14 protein-coding genes are annotated in these 18,675 nt (G+C 37.4%); all 14 read left to right on the top strand.

The window, feature by feature from the left end; translation table 11 throughout:
* Window positions 1–247 precede the first annotated feature (247 nt).
* Window positions 248–2,065, top strand: a complete 1,818-nt coding sequence (locus AWN68_RS06180) for a glucosamine 6-phosphate synthetase (RefSeq protein WP_068412818.1) — start codon at window positions 248–250, stop codon at window positions 2,063–2,065.
* A 69-nt stretch (window positions 2,066–2,134) separates the two neighbouring features.
* Window positions 2,135–3,265, top strand: a complete 1,131-nt coding sequence (locus tag AWN68_RS06175; RefSeq protein WP_068412816.1) for a glycosyltransferase family 4 protein — start codon at window positions 2,135–2,137, stop codon at window positions 3,263–3,265.
* Between the two features lie 6 nt (window positions 3,266–3,271).
* Window positions 3,272–4,456 carry a glycosyltransferase family 4 protein gene (locus AWN68_RS06170; protein ID WP_084362778.1) on the top strand — a complete coding sequence of 395 codons (1,185 nt, stop codon included), beginning with the start codon at window positions 3,272–3,274 and terminating at the stop codon, window positions 4,454–4,456.
* On the top strand, window positions 4,457–5,743 hold the full coding sequence (locus tag AWN68_RS06165; protein ID WP_068412812.1) for a hypothetical protein: 1,287 nt from the start codon (window positions 4,457–4,459) through the stop codon (window positions 5,741–5,743).
* Window positions 5,744–5,805: 62 nt separating this feature from the next.
* On the top strand, window positions 5,806–6,621 hold the full coding sequence (locus tag AWN68_RS06160; RefSeq protein ID WP_068412810.1) for a class I SAM-dependent methyltransferase: 816 nt from the start codon (window positions 5,806–5,808) through the stop codon (window positions 6,619–6,621).
* A gap of 71 nt (window positions 6,622–6,692) precedes the next feature.
* Window positions 6,693–8,585 (top strand): asparagine synthase (glutamine-hydrolyzing), encoded by a 1,893-nt coding sequence (gene asnB / locus AWN68_RS06155; protein WP_068412809.1) that lies wholly within the window; start codon window positions 6,693–6,695, stop codon window positions 8,583–8,585.
* On the top strand, window positions 8,585–10,702 hold the full coding sequence (locus tag AWN68_RS06150; protein ID WP_068412806.1) for a bi-domain-containing oxidoreductase: 2,118 nt from the start codon (window positions 8,585–8,587) through the stop codon (window positions 10,700–10,702). The genes asnB and AWN68_RS06150 overlap by 1 nt, the downstream gene beginning before the upstream one ends.
* Window positions 10,703–10,712: 10 nt before the next feature.
* Window positions 10,713–12,302: an alginate lyase family protein gene (locus AWN68_RS06145; RefSeq protein WP_172796041.1), complete on the top strand. Its 1,590-nt coding sequence runs from the start codon at window positions 10,713–10,715 to the stop codon at window positions 12,300–12,302.
* The gene (gene wecB, locus AWN68_RS06140; protein ID WP_068412801.1) at window positions 12,292–13,377 is read left to right on the top strand and encodes a non-hydrolyzing UDP-N-acetylglucosamine 2-epimerase; all 1,086 of its coding nucleotides are present in this window, start codon (window positions 12,292–12,294) and stop codon (window positions 13,375–13,377) included. The genes AWN68_RS06145 and wecB overlap by 11 nt, the downstream gene beginning before the upstream one ends.
* On the top strand, window positions 13,374–14,549 hold the full coding sequence (locus AWN68_RS06135; RefSeq protein WP_068412797.1) for a glycosyltransferase family 4 protein: 1,176 nt from the start codon (window positions 13,374–13,376) through the stop codon (window positions 14,547–14,549). Before wecB ends, AWN68_RS06135 begins: the two co-directional genes overlap by 4 nt.
* Window positions 14,550–14,554: 5 nt before the next feature.
* Window positions 14,555–15,409 carry an NAD-dependent epimerase/dehydratase family protein gene (locus AWN68_RS06130; protein WP_068412796.1) on the top strand — a complete coding sequence of 285 codons (855 nt, stop codon included), beginning with the start codon at window positions 14,555–14,557 and terminating at the stop codon, window positions 15,407–15,409.
* Between the two features lies 1 nt (window position 15,410).
* A complete protein-coding gene (locus AWN68_RS06125; protein WP_068412795.1) occupies window positions 15,411–16,631 on the top strand; it encodes a polysaccharide biosynthesis protein in 1,221 nt (406 codons plus the stop codon).
* Window positions 16,632–16,633: 2 nt separating this feature from the next.
* Window positions 16,634–17,299, top strand: a complete 666-nt coding sequence (locus tag AWN68_RS06120) for a sugar transferase (RefSeq protein ID WP_068412793.1) — start codon at window positions 16,634–16,636, stop codon at window positions 17,297–17,299.
* A gap of 88 nt (window positions 17,300–17,387) precedes the next feature.
* On the top strand, window positions 17,388–18,515 hold the full coding sequence (locus AWN68_RS06115; protein ID WP_068412790.1) for a glycosyltransferase family 4 protein: 1,128 nt from the start codon (window positions 17,388–17,390) through the stop codon (window positions 18,513–18,515).
* The last annotated feature ends 160 nt before the right edge of the window (window positions 18,516–18,675 follow it).

Here is an 18,675-nt window from a genome sequence, read left to right as displayed (position 1 = left end):
CTAGCTGAGCATATACTAAAAGCAAGAGCTTTGTTCAATTGGGGTACTCAAGAAAAAATACTTTTCGATCTTTATAAAAATTTTGAAAACAAAAATCACTTATAAAATTCTAAGTGGTTTGTTAATGGTAATATCATTGATTACATGGTTTACTAATTCCATAATTAGATTAACTTCGCGGTCTGATTAAGAAGAACACTTGATAGTCTTTTTATCAATTCATTTGAAACAATCAAAAATCTAGCACATGTGTGGCATATTCGGTATCATTTCCTCGGCTCCAGTCGATAAAAAGGAACTGCAAGTCTTAGTTAATCACTCCCAGCAAAGAGGCATGGATTCGAGTGGTTTAATTTTTACGGACGGCTCAGATTATATTGTTAAACGCGCTGATTATGCGATAAGCAAACTTTTAAAGGAAGTCAAGCTGAAATCCTCTAGTATGGTTATGGGGCATAGCAGATTGATTACGAACGGCCTATCCGACAACCAGCCTGTGGTACGAGATGGAGTAGCAGTAATTCATAACGGTATTGTGGTTAACCATGAATCGATCTGGTCTAAAATTAACAAGGAAAGAAAGCTTCAGATAGATACAGAAGTGATTGCTGCCATTGCGGCAGAATGTGTTGAAAACGGAGATACCCTTGAGAGCATTCCTGAAAAGATACTTGATTTGTGTGAGGGGATTGTTGCTTGTGCATTGGTATTACCAAAACTTGGTAAGCTCTGCCTGTTTTCAAACAATGGTAGTTTGTATTTGGGGCAAAATGAGGGGAGACAGATTTTTGCTTCTGAGAGTTATCCATTGGTTCAGATGGGCTGTAAGGATATTAAGAAGATAAAGACTGGTGTTTTTATTGACATTGCAGTGTCTGATAAGGCCATGGACGTATCTGATAAAGCAGGTAGAAAAACCAATCTGATTGCTGATTTGCCACTTTTGTCTTCAGAAGAAAAGCTACTAGAATACCCGAAGCCAAATTTGAAGAGGTGCACCAAATGTATTCTTCCAGAGACGATGCCTTATATCCGTTTTGATGATAAGGGTGTTTGCAACTATTGTAATAACTACAAACTAAGAAATGTTCCGAGACCTAAAGAGGAATTGTTCAAGTTAGTAGAGCCATACAGACGAAAGGAAGGGAATGACTGTATTGTTCCATTTTCAGGAGGTAGAGATAGTTGTTTTGGGCTGCATTTGATTGTCAAGGAGCTTAAAATGAAACCAATTACTTATACCTATGATTGGGGTATGGTGACAGATTTGGGCAGAAGAAATATAAGCCGAATGTGTGCCGAAATGGGTGTTGAAAATATTATAGTGGCTGATGATATTACGAAGAAGCGAAAATATATAGAGATGAACCTTAAGGCTTGGCTTAAGTCACCTCATTTGGGCATGATCAGTATCCTCACGGCAGGCGACAAGCACTTTTTTAGGCATGTAGAGACAATAAAACAGCAAACGGGAATTGGGCTCAACTTATGGGGCGTTAACCCACTAGAAGTGACCCATTTTAAATCTGGCTTTTTAGGCGTTCCTCCGGATTTTGAAGAGGAGCGAGTATATAGTCACGGAGCTATGAAGCAGTTGAGATATCAATTTCTTCGTATGAAAGCAATGATGAAGTCACCAGGGTATTTTAATAGGTCTTTATGGGATACGCTCTCTGGAGAATACTACAGGAGTTTTACAGAGAAAAGTGATTACTACCATATTTTTGATTTCTTCAGATGGGATGAAACAGAAATTGATGAAACTCTTGCTACCTATGATTGGGAGTTAGCGCCTGATACAACTACTACTTGGAGAATTGGAGATGGTACGGCTGCTTTCTATAACTATATTTACTATGTAGTGGCTGGCTTTACAGAGCATGATACATTTAGGAGTAATCAGATAAGAGAGGGGCAGATGACGAGAGAAAAAGCTCTCGAATTAGTAGAGGATGAGAATCAGCCGAGGTATCAAAACATAAGGTGGTATCTAGACGCAGTAGGTATTGATTTTAAGGAGGCGATTACAGTGGTCAATAAGATCCCAAAGTTGTATACACTTTAGACCAAGTTTAGGTTTATTGTAACTACGATTAGAAATCATTTTAATGACCTACTGAATAGTTAGTTTTTGATGGGTAAGAACATATTAGCTTTAACGACAAAGGAAATAGCGAATGATAACAGGGTCATAAATTATACAAATGCGCTGGCCAGTCATGGCCATCAAGTAAGTCTGATTTGCCCTGATTCAAGAAAACAAACGACTACCCATTATCAGTTTAGTACGGTCTATATTTCACTTTTTGCACAAAGACTACCCTCTTTTTTTGTTTTTAACTTGTTTAAAACAATGGAGTTTATCTTTCGGTCGGTTTTTAGGGCTAAAAAGATAAAATGTGAGGTTATTCATGCGAATGACTTGCAAGGGTTGGTGGTGGCAAGCCTTATCAAACGCTTAGCTCATAAAGATGCTGCTATTGTGTACGATGCACATGAATATGAAACTGAAGCGAATGGTATCAAAGGCTTTCGAAAGAAGATATATCAATTCTTGGAAAGAAAGCTTATCAAAGAGGTTTCAGGGGTCATTACGGTAAGTGATACAATTGCCAATGAGTATGTAAGACTCTATGGAATTGAACAGCCAACAGTGCTTTTAAATGTCCCAAAGATTACAAGAGATACGGGTAAAAAGTATAATTTATTTCGAGAAAAACTGGAGATTAGACCCGACCAGAGGATCTTTTTATATCAAGGATACTTGATGCCAGGGAGAGGAGTAGAGATATTACTTAAGACTTTCAGCAAGCTTGATTCAGACAAGAACGTTATCGTTTTTATGGGGAAGGGGAAGTTAAAAGAACTCATTGACGATTACCGCGAACAAGGGAATATTTATTTTCACGACTTTGTGGATCCAAATGAATTTTTAAATTACACTTCCTCCGCAGATGTAGGGATTTCATTTATTCAGGATATCTCTTTATCTGATCGGTACTGTCTCCCAAACAAACTATTCGAGTATATTTCTTGTGGATTGCCAGTTATCTGCTCAAACCTTCCAGAAATGAAGAAGCTTGTTGAGACCAATAAAGTTGGAGTCGTTGCAAGTGAAAATACTGAGGAGGGATTTAAGAATGCTGTTGATCTAATGAATAGCAAAGACCTTGATTTCTTTAAGGCAAATACATCTGCAACATCTGCTAAATACAGTTGGTTGCTACAAGAAGAAAAACTAATCCAGTTGTACAATCGATTATAGCACAACATGAAAATAGTTTATGTCCATCACTGTGGCTCCACTGGAGGAGCAGGGAATAGTCTTTATTTTTTGTTGTCCAAATTAGTATTGGAACATGAGATTCACATCATTACTCAACAAGGAGAAATGGTAGACAAGTTCAAATTGTTAACGCCTCATGTTTACGAAATTAGAGGGATCCCTGTACTTTTTACCGCAGAAAACTTTGGATATATAAGAACGATTTTTGTCAACCTAAAATCGTTTTTTTATTATAAAGAAGTAGCTAAAGTTGTTGCCATAATAAGAGAAATAGGACCAGACATAGTTCACCTAAATGAAATTGGGATGTTTTCTTTGGCGAAAAGGGTGAAGCAAGAGCTGCGAATTCCTGTCGTAATGCATGCAAGAACCGTCCCAAATAGAAAATACAAATTACTGCTAAAACTCTTCACAAATCAATGCAATAGGTTTGTTGATCAATTGATTTGCATTACTAAAAGTGTTGCTTATCAGTACCCTGAAATACTCCATAAGAGCGTTATTTATAATCCCATTCAATTAGATGAAAATGAGGCTAATCGAATTAGCGCAATCAATTATGATAGTCAAGTTTTCAAAGTGTTGTTTCTTGCCAATTTTTACAAGCAAAAAGGTGTAGAAGAAACCTTAAAGGCCATAATTGAATTAAGAGCAAACCTGAACATTCAATTTGTAATAATTGGTTCTAATATTAAATCACAAGCTTTTTTTAAAAGTTTGTTTGGAAGATTGTTAAACCTGCTTAATGTCTATCCTGATTATGAGAATAGGATGAGAAAAGCAATACAAGAATACGAACTTAAAAATGTTACCTTGTTGGGGCAGGTTAGAGATATCAAGTCTGAAATTCAAAATTGCCATTTGCTCATTGCCCCAATGCATTTGAACGGCACACCAAGGTCTGTTTTCGAAGCTGGAATATATGGGATTCCTTCAATTCTAGCACTTTATCATAAGATAGATGATTTGGTTGAACATGAAGTAAATGGCTTAGTGATTAATGAGAAGAACTATAAGGAATTGGTTAATGGTATAGTTTGTTTAGAACGAGATAGAAGTAAGTTGAAGGCTTTTGGAGAAGCCGCAAAGGAAAAGTATATCCAGATATGTGCTCAAGATTTGGCCGCCAGAGAAATGAATGAGGTTTACCTAAGGCTACTTGCGAATTAGATGATGTTAATAAAAGTGCTAACGACAAAATTTGATTTAAAGAAGTTGAACCTTAGGTTCAACATTAACCCCGTTTTTTCTAAAGAGGTTATTCTTAATATCTTTTTCTTTTTTGCCTTAATGCCCTACGTTTCACCTGTACCACTTGGTTCAGATGTTCAAATCCTTACAGGACTGATTGGGTATGCCGTTCTTTTTATTCTTCTAATGAAGGATAAATTTATTGTGGACAAGCGTGAATTGGTGATTTTTGGTTTATGTCTTTTGTTCATTTTTTATATCAACATTAATGAGTCAACATATCAGCTGAGAAAAGCGATAGGGCCGTTATATAGCTTTGGCGTTTTTTATATAGCAAAGAGATATAACGGGTACTTCAGCAAGAAAATTCTTTCCGCAGTAATTATCATTTACCTGGTTGGAGCAATCATACAGTTTATTTCGCCAACAATATTTAGTCTTATTTTCGAACACTTCATTAGAGAGGTCAAATACTCGGCAAGTACCGGAAGAGGGGTTACTTCTTTAGCACCTGAGCCAAGCTTTCTAGGGATAATTTGTATCTATATTTTGGTCATTCAGAATTGGTTTTATAAGGGCGAAAAGAAAGATAAATTTTACTATTACAGGTTTGCTGCTTGTGTATTTATGATTCTTCTTTCGAAGTCGGGAGGAGGCTATGTATTGCTCTTTTTATTCACGGCATCACAATTCACAGGTTATATCAAGAAATACTGGTACATAGGTTTATTTATGGGAATAGGCCTTGGCGTTTTTGTTGCTACTACTGACCCAATAAGTGGAAATAAAGGGTTATCTGATTTAGTAAGCTTGCTAAAGTCAACATCACCAAAAGACCTTCTGCGTGTTTCATCTTTGTCAAATCGAGTGAATCCTATCATGGTTGGTTTATATGGGGCATATGAAAAGCCATTGGGACGAGGTAGTGGTTCCTTTACGACTCAAGCCCAACATGTTTATTTAGATAACGGTTTAGAAGATATTTACCCCGCCCACATGAGATCTAGGTTGTTGTATGAAATATCTAGCGACTCCGTGTCTTCTTTCGGGAAATATTTGTTCGAATACGGTATTTTCTTCCTTCTATATTTGATGCTAATTTTGTCAGGATTAGATTTTAAGCAGGCGGGACTGTTTACCGTCTTCCTTGTCTTAATTGGACTTATGTTTAGTCTACCCATCGTTTATCCACCCATTTGGCTGATTTATGGAATGTTTGATAAGAAGGTGTTGGCCAAAAAATTAGCTCAAAAAAATGCTATCTAGAATTAGAACAGGTGATTTAGAACTTGTGGATCAAACAGTCTTTGGCTCCTAGGTAAATTCTTATGGTGACAGATAACTTAAAAAATGAAGTACGAGATTTCTGGAATGAAAGCTCTTGTGGGGAGAAGTTGTTCCTTGAGGGCTTTTCTAAAGATGATTATTTAGGTCAATCGAAGATAAGATATGAACTGGAACCAGAGATTCTAGATTTTGGTCAATTTGAATCATTTAAAGATAAGAAGACCCTAGAAATAGGAGTGGGCTTAGGGTCAGACCACATGCTTTTGGCACAAAATGGTGCAATACTAACGGGTATTGATTTAACGGAACGGGCTGTAGGTCATACAAAAAGGAGGTTTGAATTACTTGGATTGACTTCTGATCTTTCGATCGCTGATGCTGAAAATTTACCTTTTGAGAATGAATCATTTGAAATGATCTACTCCTGGGGTGTAATACACCATTCTCCAAATACACCAAGGGTGGTAGATGAAATTCATCGGGTGCTGAAGGAAAATGGGAAATGTAAAATAATGATATACCATAAACACAGCTTAGTTGGCTTCATGTTGTGGTTAAGGTATGGCTTGTTCGCTTTTAGACCTTTTATTGGTCTCAATAAAATTTATCATCAATATTTGGAAAGTCCTGGAACAAAAGCTTACTCTTATAAAGAGGCACGTGAACTTTTTCATAAGTTTAAAATCAACTCTATTACCTCTCCATTAACTCATGGTGATTTACTAACCTCTCAGGCTGGACAAAGGCATAAAGGGGCTGTTTTGACTGGCGCGAGAAAAATATGGCCAAGACGTTTTTTCAAAGCTTTTATGCGAAATAACGGCCTATTTCTGATGTTAGATTTAGAAAAAAAATGAGCCAAAATTATCTTGTCGTACTATTTTTAAAGTACTTATTCATTGGAATGTATTTATAGATTTTAAGTTTTATGTGCGGCATAGTTGGAGCTTTTAATAAGAAAATTGATCGGAAGGTACTCGACCTCATAAAACATAGAGGACCAGATGATACCGGTTGGTTTGAACATAAGAATGCTATCCTTGGGCATGTAAGGCTCTCTATTCAAGATGTTAGTGAAATGGCCCACCAACCGTTTCTATCTAAGGACGGAAATACGGTAATGGTTTTCAACGGTGAAATATATAATCACTGGGAAATTAGAAAGGGACTTGAAGAAAAAGGAGTAACGTTTAAGTCGACTTCTGATACTGAAACCGTTCTTGAAGGCTATTTAATGTATGGTACTCAAGTATTTGAGATGCTCAACGGAATATTTGCGCTCTGCATATATGACCTTATAACAGAAAAGGCTGTTTTGGTGAGAGATAGGTTTGGTGTGAAGCCTTTGTATTACAGTTTTGTTGATAATGAATTTCAATTCTCGTCTGAGTTAAAAGCGCTTGAGTTTGACTCAAATGAATTAGACTATGGGGCGATTGCCAACTACATAAAATTTCTTTGGTCTCCAGGTAAAGGAACTCCTTCAAAGCAGATAAAGAAAATGCTCCCTGGTGAGTATTGTACAATCTCCAATAATAATGGGGTAATCAGTACTGAGTCAAAATTTATCCAAACAAATAAGTTCGATGGAACCAGGCATCTTGCAACTGAGGATGAACTAGTTGATAGCCTAGATGCTCTATTGGTTCAAGCAGTTCAGCGACAACTTTTGTCCGATGTTCCTGTAGGGTTCTTCCTTTCCGGTGGCCTCGATAGTAGTCTTTTGGTCGCGATAGCAAGAAAGTTACGTCCTTCTGAAGATATTCAGTGCTTTACTATTGATACTACTACCTTTGCTAAAAGCGAAGGTTTTAGTAATGATCTGGATTATGCTAGAATAGTTGCCGATCACTTAGGTGTCAAACTAGAAGTAGTATCATCAGACGTTGATATTGCCAAGGATTTTGATAGCATGATTTGGCATTTGGATGAACCTCAGGCCGACCCCGCGCCTTTGAATGTACTAAACATCTCCAAGAGGGCTGCTGAAATGGGCTTCAAAGTATTGATTGGTGGCGCTGGAGGAGATGATGTGTTTTCTGGCTACAGAAGACATCAGATGTTAAAATATGAGGCGAAAATCTCAAAGATACCTCAGTTTATACTAAATATTACAGGTGGTTTTGCTAGTCTACTAAAACCCAGTACCCCGAATAAACGAAGGGTAAAAAAACTTTTAGGTACGCTTAGAAAACCTAAGAAGGACAGACTATTTACTTATTTTGATTGGCTTGACTGGAGAACTGTAAAAAGCCTTTTTAAAGCAGACGCTAAAGAGAAGCTAGATAAACTTGATGAGTATAGCTTTTTTAGGTCTAAGGTTAATGAGATTCCTAAAGAACACAACTCACTGAATCAAATGCTCCACTTGGAGATGAGTTCCTTTTTGGTTGACCATAACTTCAATTATACCGATAAAATGGGAATGGCAGCTGGAGTCGAAATAAGAGTGCCATTTTTGGATAATGATTTAGTTGACTTTAGTTATAAGATACCTCCCGAGTTTAAGCTTAAGAATAACGTCACAAAATATATACTCAAGAAAGTCGCAGAGAGGTACTTACCAATGGAGGTAATATATCGTTCCAAAGCAGGTTTTGGTGCGCCTGTTAGAAAATGGATTACAGAAGACTTGTCAGCGTTAGTTGAATCGAGGCTGAGCAGAGAAAATATTGAGAAATTTAACATTTTTGACTACGCTCAAGTAAATGCTCTAGTTGAAAGCAATAAAAAAGGAGATATTGACGCATCTTATTCTATTTGGGCAATATTGGCCATTGATAGTTGGGTGAGACAGTTTTCAAAAGGAAGAATTAATTGATGAAGCAAATAATACAAGACCTAAAAACAGGCAAAACTATTCTTGAAGAAGTGCCAGCTCCATTAGTAAAAACTGGGGCTGTTCTTATTAAGACACAACGGAGTTTGGTTTCGCTAGGTACAGAAAGAATGCTTGTTGAATTTGGCAAATCTAATTTAGTATCTAAGGCACGTCAACAGCCAGACAAGGTTAAGATGGTGCTTGATAAAATTAAGACAGATGGCTTGATGCCTACCTTGGAGGCTGTATTTAGTAAGCTTAACCAGCCGCTACCCATGGGCTATTGCAATGTAGGTGAGATTGTAGCTGTCGGTAAAGGGGTTAAAGAATTCAAAGTTGGTGATAGGGTAGCTTCAAATGGCAATCATGCTGAATTTGTTTGTATTCCTGAAAATCTTGTTGCTAGAATTCCTGACAATGTCTCTTATAGTGAGGCTTCATTTACGATCATAGGTGCTATTGGACTTCAGGGCATTCGCCTTCTGAATCCAACAATGGGCGAAACTGTAGTGGTTATCGGCCTTGGCTTGATAGGTTTAATCACAGCTGAATTATTGATCGCCAATGGCTGCGATGTCATAGGTTTTGACTACGATCAAAGTAAAGTAGATATAGCTACGGCTAAAGGTATTAAAGCCATTAACCTCAGTGCTGGGGCTGATCAAGTAAAAATAGTTGAAGAGCATACCAATGGAGTAGGTGCCGATGGAGTGATCATTACCGCTTCAAATAAAACGAACGACATTATTTCTAATTCGGCTAAAATGAGCCGGAAACGCGGCCGTATTGTACTTGTTGGTGTAATTGGCTTGGATATTTCAAGAGCTGATTTTTACGAAAAGGAGCTTACTTTCCAAGTGTCTTGCTCCTATGGGCCTGGTCGTTATGATGACGACTATGAACAAAAGGGACAAGATTATCCACTCCCGTTTGTTCGCTGGACGGAAAAGAGAAATTTTCAAACGGTTTTGGGTGCAATTTCTAACGGAAAACTGAATGTAAAACCTCTAATTACCGAAGAAATACCACTTGCTGACTTTGATAAGATTTACGGAAATATAGGTACCTCTAAATCGGTGGCTTCAATTCTGGTTTATAGTAATGAAGAAGAGACCCCCATAAGGAAAGTAGAAGTAGGGGCTGGAAAAGGAAAAGGTGGCGCACTAGGAATCGTTGGTGCGGGCAATTTTACCAATGCAATGATTTTGCCTGCCTTAAAGAAAAACGAGACCCCTGTTAAATACATTGCTAGCTCGGGCGGCTTAAGTGCGAAAACACTAGCGAACAAGTTCGGGGTTAATTTCGCAACTAGTGATTATAAAGAAATATTAGCGGATGATGAGGTTAAGTTGGTTTTGATTACAACACGGCATAATCTTCATGCTTCAATGGCATTGGCTTGTTTAGAAGCGGGTAAGCATGTCTTTGTTGAAAAACCATTGGCTTTAAAGCTAACTGAGGTTGATGATATTATTGCTCAGGCCGAAAAGTCGGAGAAGTCAGTGGTGGTAGGGTTTAATCGAAGGTTTTCTCCCCATATGGAGAAAATAAAAAAAGCACTTGGAGAGGCCAGTGGGCCTATTAACGTATGCGCCACTATGAATGCCGGCTTTATCCCTAAAGATGTTTGGATCCATGATATGGAAGTTGGTGGTGGTAGAATTATTGGAGAAGCATGCCATTATATAGACCTTTTAGTATATCTGACGGGTAGCCAGGTAGTTTCGGTTTGTATGAACGCTATGGGCAAGAATCCAGAGGAAAATACAGACAATGCTTCTATTCTTTTAAGGTTTGAAAATGGATCTAATGGGACCATTAATTATTTTGCGAATGGAGCCAAGTCATATTCAAAAGAACGAATAGAGGTTTACTCTCAAGAAAGAACTTTTGTGTGTGATAACTTTAGGATAACTCAAGGTTTTGGTGCCAAAGGCTTTGGCAAATTAAAGACTAAACAAGATAAAGGCCACGTAGAACAATTTAGACGTTTAAGCGAATTTGCTAAAAAGGGAGGTAATCCTATTATCCCAGTGAATGAAGTTATTAACGTGAGTAAGGCCAGTATTTTGGCAGTAGAAAGTTTAAAAATGGGAGCTTGGGTAGATGTGGACTAGACTGAAATTGATGATTAATACTGTGATCCACTTAAAACGGATACAGGTTTTTTATCAAATATATTATAAGGTTAGAAATAGGGTCTTTGACCCTATTTCTTTTGGTAAACTTCGGGGTTATAAACCAATTCAGGATCGGATTGTGCTTGCAGCCTTTCCATTCAGCCCTGAGGCGACCAGCATTGAATGGTTGACTGAGAAAGATTTGAGATTTTCTTTCCTAAACCTACCTCACGAATTCATCGGAAAGGTGGATTGGAATTATGAAGGGAAAGGCAAGCTATGGAACTACAATTTAAATTATTTCGATTTTCTTTTCGACCCGAAAATTGGTCCTGATTCTGGTAAAAAGTTCATTAAAAATTACCGTCACAGCTATGATAGCTTGAAAGGTGGACTAGAGCCTTATCCCATCTCTTTAAGGGGAATTAACTGGGTAAAGTTTCTATCAATTAACAACATTCAAGAGGATGAGATAGACCAGTGTCTCTATAAGCAATTCAAAATTCTTGAGTCAAATTTGGAGTACCATATTTTGGCAAATCATTTACTAGAAAATGCATTTTCATTGTTTTTTGGGGCCTATTATTTTGAAAACGATAACTTTTATAGGAAAGCCAAAAAGCTTTTAATGGCACAACTGAGCGAGCAAATTCTTTCGGATGGAGCGCACTATGAGAGGTCTCCAATGTATCACCAGATTCTGCTTTTTAGATTACTCGACACTATCAATCTAGTCCAAAATAATACATGGAAGTCTAAAGAATTGCTGAAAGAGCTCAAGGATGTTGCTCAATCTATGTTGTCGTGGCTTGATACGATTACTTTTAGAAATGGAGAAATTCCTTACTTAAAAGACGCTACAAAGGGAATTGCTCCTACAACCCAAGAGTTGTTAGATTATGCAAAACTACTTGGAGTTGACTGGGAAAATGAGATATCTCTTTCAGAATCTGGGTATAGGAAATTTTCTAATGAGCGTATGGAACTCGTTGTAGATATAGGAGGGATTACCCCTTCTTATCAGCCAGGACATGCACATGCGGATGAGTTAAATTTTTTGCTGAATCTTAATGGGAAACCATTTATTGTTGATGTTGGTATTTCTACTTATGAAAAGAACCAAAGAAGACAATTAGAAAGGTCAACTATTTCTCATAACTGTGTTTCTTTAGGTAACACCAATTCCTCTGAAGTATGGGGAGGGTTTAGGGTTGCTAAACGTGCAAAGGTTCATGTATTGAATGATTCGATCTCTGAAATTGTGGCGGAGCATAATGGATTTGGAAAAAAAGGGCTAAGTGTTAAACGAAAATTCAGCGCTAGTCAAAGCGCTATTTACGTTGAAGATATTTTAAAGGGGAGCAGTTCATTGATCGAGGATACAGTCTCTTCTCTGCATTTTCATCCCGATGTTAAGTTGAAAGTTTCAGGAAATGATATTTTTGCAGATAATATAAGGATTAAGTTAGAGGGCTTTCGTTCCTTTGCACTTGAGAGTTACGAATATGCTGATGGTTTCAACCGTCTAATCGGAGCAAAAAAATTAGTACTGAAACCAAGTGAAACAAACCAAATAGAAATTCAATATGCTGATTGATATTATTGCTGGGGCTCGCCCTAATTTCATGAAGATTGCACCAATAATTCACGCTATTCAAAAAGCTGAAGATAGTGGTTCAAAACTGAAATATAGACTAGTCCACACTGGGCAGCATTATGATAAGAAGATGTCAGGTGACTTTTTTGAGCAACTCAATATTCCTCATCCGGATGTGAATTTAGAGTCCGGTTCTGGAACCCAAGCAGAGCAAACCGCTAAGATCATGGTCAGGTATGAGGCCCTTCTATTAGAAAAGCCTTGTGATTTAACCTTGGTAGTTGGTGATGTAACCTCTACAATGGCCTGTTCGATTGCAGCAAAAAAATTAAACATTAAGGTGGCTCACGTGGAAGCAGGTATTCGCTCTTTTGATCTTTCGATGCCCGAAGAGATAAATAGAATGGTTACCGATAGTATAACGGACTACTTTTTTACTACCTCTGAACGAGCGAATAGTAATTTGAAAAGGGCTGGCGTTGAAGACGAGAGAATCTTTTTCGTGGGTAATACAATGATTGATACTTTGCTTAAGAATCGGTCGCGTTTTATGAGGCCTGAGGTTTGGGATGAATTAAAACTTAAGGAGTCAAACTACATTGTGATGACCTTGCATAGACCTGCAAATGTTGATGAGGAGCATAAGTTAAAAGGTCTAATACAAGAAATTGTAGATCATTCTCAGGGAATGCCTCTAGTTTTTCCAATTCATCCAAGAACTGCTAAAGTTTTCGAAAACCTAGGGATCACACACGATAATTTACACTTGATCGAGCCACTTCCTTATTTGGAATTTAACTTCTTAGTGGAACGAGCGAAGGCTGTGATTACCGATTCAGGAGGGATAACGGAGGAGACAACAGTGATGGGCGTTCCGTGTATGACCCTCAGGGATAATACTGAAAGACCAGAGACTTGTGAGCTAGGAACCAATGAGCTTTTAGGAACAAACCCAAAATCAATAGGGCCAGCGATGGCGAAGCTATTTTCAGGAAGTTGGAAGAAGGGGGAGATTCCAAAATTATGGGATGGAAAAACAGCAGAGAGGATAATAGAGTGCTTGAATAAATTATGAAGATACTTTATTTGACTTTTTATTTCGAACCAGACCTTTGTGCTGGATCATTTAGAAATACACCCTTGGCTTACGAGTTAAATAGAAAACTCAAAGAAGGTGATGAGGTTCATGTGATCACTACCATGCCAAATCGTTATAAGTCTTTCAAAGAAGACGCTCTTGAGGTTGAGCAAAGAGACAAACTATTTATTCAGCGAATCCCTATTCCAGATCATCAAAGTGGTTTTTTGGATCAAATTAATTCGTTTAAAACATTTTTCTTTAATGCATTGAAGTTGACTAAAGGAAATCACTATGATTTGGTCTTTGCGTCCTCTTCACGTCTTTTTACGGGCTTTTTAGGAAGATACCTGGCGAATAAACATAAGGTCAATCTTTATCTTGATATAAGAGATATCTTTACCGATACAATGAACGAGGTGCTCGAGAGCAAAATATTGAAAACGCTCAGTTTGCCTGTTCTCAGAAAAGTTGAAAAATATACCTTTAAAAACGCCAATCATATTAACCTCGTTTCAGGTGGTTTTGAAGGGTATTTTACAAAATTCAAAAACCCATCGTACTCATTTTTTACGAACGGAATTGACGATGAATTCTTAAATCTCCCTAAATCCCAAGAGAGAATTAATGATCAGTTTATCATAACCTATGCTGGTAATATTGGAGAGGGACAGGGTTTACATAAAATTATACCCCAAGCGGCTAAGGCGCTAGGTGATAATTATAAGTTTGTAATCATTGGAGATGGGGGCGCAAAAGGCAAACTAATAGATCAAATTGAAAAAATAGGAAGTACGAATATTGAACTCGTTGAGCCACTGAGCAGAACTGCGCTGAAGGATTTTTATATAAAGTCAGACTTTCTTTTTCTCCATTTAAATGATTTTAAAGCTTTTGAGAAAGTGCTTCCATCAAAAATATTTGAATACGGAGCCTATGATAAACCCATAATTGCAGGTGTTGCCGGGTTTTCTAGTCACTTTATTCAGAAAAATTTAGAAAATTATATTCTCTTTGCTCCTGGAGATGTTGAAACATTTGTGTCGAAGGTTAAATCTTTTGAGTTCAAAAATCAAAGAAGATCAACGTTCATATCCGCATTCAGTCGCAAGAATATAATGGAAAAAATGGCTGACAGTATAATTGCCAGCGCCAATAAAGGGGAGTAGGAGATATGAAGACAGTTCTTATAACGGGCGCATCTGGTTTTGTTGGGCAACGCTTCTGTGTCAACAATAAGGACAGATATTTAATAAAAACGGTTTCGCTCCAGAATGTTCAGATCGAAGGCTTAAATTTATCGGGGGTAGACGTAATTCTTCACTTGGCAGGAATTGCTCACCGAATGGAGAAGACAGATGACTCGCTTTATTTTGAAGTGAACTATGAGCTAACTAAGAAATTGGCAGAAGCCGCCAAACAAGCAGGAGTAGGTCACTTTATTTTTGTTAGCACAATTAAGGTATATGGAGATGATTATGAATTACTCACTCCAGAGACAGCATGTAGACCAAATGATGCTTATGGTAAGAGTAAACTCATGGCTGAAGAGGCGCTTAAAAATTTAGAATCTAGAGATTTTGGAATTTCTATTGTTCGTCCACCACTAATTTATGGGCAGGGTGTAAAGGGCAACATGCAGAAACTTATGGCCTTGGTTGAAAAGAGAAAATACATCCCTTTAGGGAATATTAATAACAAGAGAAGTATGCTGGGGCTGGACAATCTTGTAGCTCTTTTAGACAGGGTAATAGAAACCAGTAAGTCAGGGACTTTTTTAATTCAAGATTCCGAACCAGTGTCTACTTCAAGACTAATCTCAGAAATTGCCAAAGGAAAGAACATTCAAATCAAGCTGATTTCAATTCCAGGGCTGGTGAGGTTTACGATAAAAAAAATTGCACCTGAAATATATAAGAGGCTATTTGGCTCTCTCGTAGTCGATGATAGTGCAACGAGGAATATATTGAACTTTGAACCACCCTATTCATTTGAAGAAGGGATTCGGTTAATGGCTAAAAACAATTGAAATGAGTAAATTATTCAATGTTGATCGATTTATATCAGAGTATGTAACGGAGAGAAAGGAAAGCCTTTTCTCAAAGGATTTGTTGACTTTTCATGAAAGGCTAATTGAAAAAACAGAAGGAAGATCGGCTTTGGTTATTGGAGGAGCGGGGACTATTGGCTCATCTTTTATAAAAGCACTCCTGAAATTTAATATTAGTAAGCTTTACGTTGTTGATATTAATGAAAACGGTTTAACAGAACTTGTTAGAGATCTTCGAAGTTCGGTAGGACTTAATGTGCCTGATGACCTTAAAACGTATCCTATAAGTTTTTCGGATCCTGTTTTTAAGAAGATGTTCCTTGCATCAGGCCCTTTTGATATTGTTGCCAATTTTGCTGCTCACAAACACGTGAGAAGTGAAAAAGATCATTACTCCATTGAGGCAATGATTCAAAATAATGTGCTCAAGGCAAAAGGACTTTTAGACCTGTTGGTTCAAAACCCTCCTGAACATTTCTTTTGCGTCTCAACAGATAAAGCTGCAAACCCCGTAAATGTTATGGGGGCGAGTAAAAAGCTAATGGAGGATTTAATTCTTGCCTACTCTGATAAATTACAAATTTCAACAGCAAGGTTTGCTAATGTGGCATTTTCTAATGGTAGTCTTCCCTTTGGTTTCATGGAGAGATTGGCCAAACAACAACCCTTTTCAAGCCCATTGAATATTAAAAGGTATTTTGTCTCACCTGAGGAGTCAGGACAAATTTGCCTTTTAGCTTGTCTTTTAGGTGATTCGGGAGAAATATTCTTCCCAAAGCTAGATTATAATAAGAACATGAAAACCTTTTCGTCCATAGCGGTAAGCTTGTTAAAAGAATTGGGTTTTGAAGCGGATATCTGCGCAACTGAGGAGGAGGCGAGAGAAAAGGCTACACAGTTGAAAGCCAATTCTAGTACTTACCCAGTATATTTTTTCGAATCGAATACGTCAGGTGAAAAGTCTTTTGAAGAATTTTATACTGACGATGAGGAGTTGGATGTTGATAGTTTTTCTGGTTTGGGGGTAATAAAGAGTACAAAAAGAAAATCGGCAGAAGAATTAATGAAAATATTTTCTAATCTAGAGTCAGCATTCAATTCAGAAACGATATCAAAGGCGAGTGTGGTTCAGGTTTTGAAAGCTTACCTTCCTAATTTTGATCATATCGAAAAGGGCAAAAACTTGGATCAAAGCATGTAACTATGTATAAATTTTTTAAAAGGCTTTTAGACATAACTGCCGCTTTAATAGCAATAATAATTCTTCTCCCGCTGTTACTCCCAATTATAATAGGGCTTAAATTGACGGGTGAAGGCTACATATTTTATAAGCAGAAGAGAATAGGGTTGAATAACAAATACTTTGAGATCCTTAAGTTTGCGACCATGCTTAAGGACAGCCCAAATATGGGTTCAGGATCCATAACGTTAAGAAATGATCCTAGAGTTACACCAATGGGTGGGTTTTTGAGAAAGACAAAGATCAATGAGCTACCTCAAATATTTAACATATTGTTGGGGGACATAAGTTTAGTGGGGCCAAGGCCATTGGTTGATAAGACATTTAATGCTTATTCTGAAGAGGTGAGAGCGCTCGTTTACAATGTAAAACCGGGGTTAACGGGTATTGGCTCTATTGTTTTTAGAGATGAGGAGTCTCTTATCTCTAATAGTAATTTGGATCCCCATACCTATTACGAAAACACCATCGCTCCATATAAAGGCAAGTTAGAGTTGTGGTATCAAGAAAGAGCTTCAATGTGGGTGGACTTAAAAATCATTTTTCTGACAGCTTGGGTAATACTATTCTCAAGCTCGGACTTGCCCTATAGAGTATTTAAGTCCCTTCCTCCTAAACCATCTTTTTAAACGAATGACTTCAGTTATTTATTAATTGATGTCGCGCCTTTCAATACTTGGTTTAACTGTTTAACTTTACAGAGAATAACAGAATTGAATGGAACAGTTTTTTCTACTGGGAGGTACTTCTTTTTTAATAACTTTTTTGATCTTTCCGGTTTTTATCAAAGCGTTCAAAAAGCGTAACTTTTTGGATACTCCTGGAGGGCGAAAGATTCATACTGTACATACGCCTTCGATGGGGGGATTGGCAATCTTTATTGGGTTTTCCATCTCGCTTTTTATTTGGATGCCTTTTGACGGACTTAAAGAGATCAAGTACGTAATTAGTGCCTTGACCATAATGTTCATAATTGGCTTTAGAGATGATTTGATTAATCTAAGGGCATTCCAGAAACTTCTTGGCCAAATTGCATCAACACTTATTATAGTAGCAGTCTGCGATATTAGGCTTGTTTCTCTTTACGGAATTTTTGGAGTATATGAAATTCCAACGATTTTTAGTTACATCCTATCTGTATTTACAATCATTGTCATAACAAATGCATATAATCTCATTGATGGAATTGATGGCTTAGCTGGCTCTATTGGTATAATTAGCACCCTATTTTTTGGCATCTGGTTCTACTTAGTAGGCGCTGATGCTTACGCCTTTCTTTCTTTTTCTTTGTTAGGTGGCTTGTTGGCTTTCTTACAATTTAACTGGGCTCCGTCAAAAGTATTCATGGGTGATACGGGCTCTTTGATGATTGGATTTTTTCTGTCAATAGTATCAATAAAATTTATTGATTTAAACTACAATCTCCAAGCAGCACACCCTTTCCGATTTGATGCATTTGTTGGGCCAGCCATAGGAGTATTAATTGTACCGCTTTATGATACTTTGAGAGTGTTTATTAAGAGAATGCTGAGAGGGAAGTCTCCAATGCATCCAGATAGGACTCATTTACACCATATTCTTCTTCGTTTGGGCTGCAACCACGCTCAGGCCACGGGTATTTTGGTAACCGTAAACGTGATTTTTGTTTTATTGACTTTAGTGTTAAAAAGTTTTTCAGATGCGATTGTGCTTCCCGCACTTATAGTTACTGCATTAACTTTAGGAACAATTACGGAGCTTATTTTTAAATCGATGATTGATAAGCGCAAGGAAGAACTGAAGGAAAGAAATAGAACTTATAGAAAAGAAGCGAAAGTAGTATCAATTACAAAGTCGGTAGGCTAAAAAACGAAGACATTAGAGTAGAATGCTTTAACAGCTAAACATTCTTATGTTTGGCTTTTATTTTATCTTGCATACGAATTAGACGGAATCACCAACAAATGGGGCAAAAAATTAAATATTCATTTCTTATTCTGGGATTGTTAACACTGTTTTTTAACCA

This window comes from Roseivirga echinicomitans (assembly GCF_001592935.1).
Taxonomy (GTDB): Bacteria; Bacteroidota; Bacteroidia; order Cytophagales; family Cyclobacteriaceae; genus Roseivirga; species Roseivirga echinicomitans.
Note: the sequence above shows the minus strand (reverse complement) of the source record. Positions and strands in the feature narration are given on the sequence as shown.

Bases quoted from the DNA above. Each gene is read 5' to 3' on its own strand.
- wecB (WP_068412801.1), top strand. From the start codon at position 12,292: ATGCTGATTGATATTATTGCTGGGGCTCGCCCTAATTTCATGAAGATT.
- AWN68_RS06145 (WP_172796041.1), top strand. From the start codon at position 10,713: ATGATTAATACTGTGATCCACTTAAAACGGATACAGGTTTTTTATCAA.
- asnB (WP_068412809.1), top strand. From the start codon at position 6,693: ATGTGCGGCATAGTTGGAGCTTTTAATAAGAAAATTGATCGGAAGGTA.
- AWN68_RS06160 (WP_068412810.1), top strand. From the start codon at position 5,806: ATGGTGACAGATAACTTAAAAAATGAAGTACGAGATTTCTGGAATGAA.
- AWN68_RS06165 (WP_068412812.1), top strand. From the start codon at position 4,457: ATGATGTTAATAAAAGTGCTAACGACAAAATTTGATTTAAAGAAGTTG.
- AWN68_RS06130 (WP_068412796.1), top strand. From the start codon at position 14,555: ATGAAGACAGTTCTTATAACGGGCGCATCTGGTTTTGTTGGGCAACGC.
- AWN68_RS06150 (WP_068412806.1), top strand. From the start codon at position 8,585: ATGAAGCAAATAATACAAGACCTAAAAACAGGCAAAACTATTCTTGAA.
- AWN68_RS06180 (WP_068412818.1), top strand. From the start codon at position 248: ATGTGTGGCATATTCGGTATCATTTCCTCGGCTCCAGTCGATAAAAAG.
- AWN68_RS06135 (WP_068412797.1), top strand. From the start codon at position 13,374: ATGAAGATACTTTATTTGACTTTTTATTTCGAACCAGACCTTTGTGCT.
- AWN68_RS06115 (WP_068412790.1), top strand. From the start codon at position 17,388: ATGGAACAGTTTTTTCTACTGGGAGGTACTTCTTTTTTAATAACTTTT.
- AWN68_RS06125 (WP_068412795.1), top strand. From the start codon at position 15,411: ATGAGTAAATTATTCAATGTTGATCGATTTATATCAGAGTATGTAACG.
- AWN68_RS06175 (WP_068412816.1), top strand. From the start codon at position 2,135: ATGGGTAAGAACATATTAGCTTTAACGACAAAGGAAATAGCGAATGAT.
- AWN68_RS06170 (WP_084362778.1), top strand. From the start codon at position 3,272: ATGAAAATAGTTTATGTCCATCACTGTGGCTCCACTGGAGGAGCAGGG.
- AWN68_RS06120 (WP_068412793.1), top strand. From the start codon at position 16,634: ATGTATAAATTTTTTAAAAGGCTTTTAGACATAACTGCCGCTTTAATA.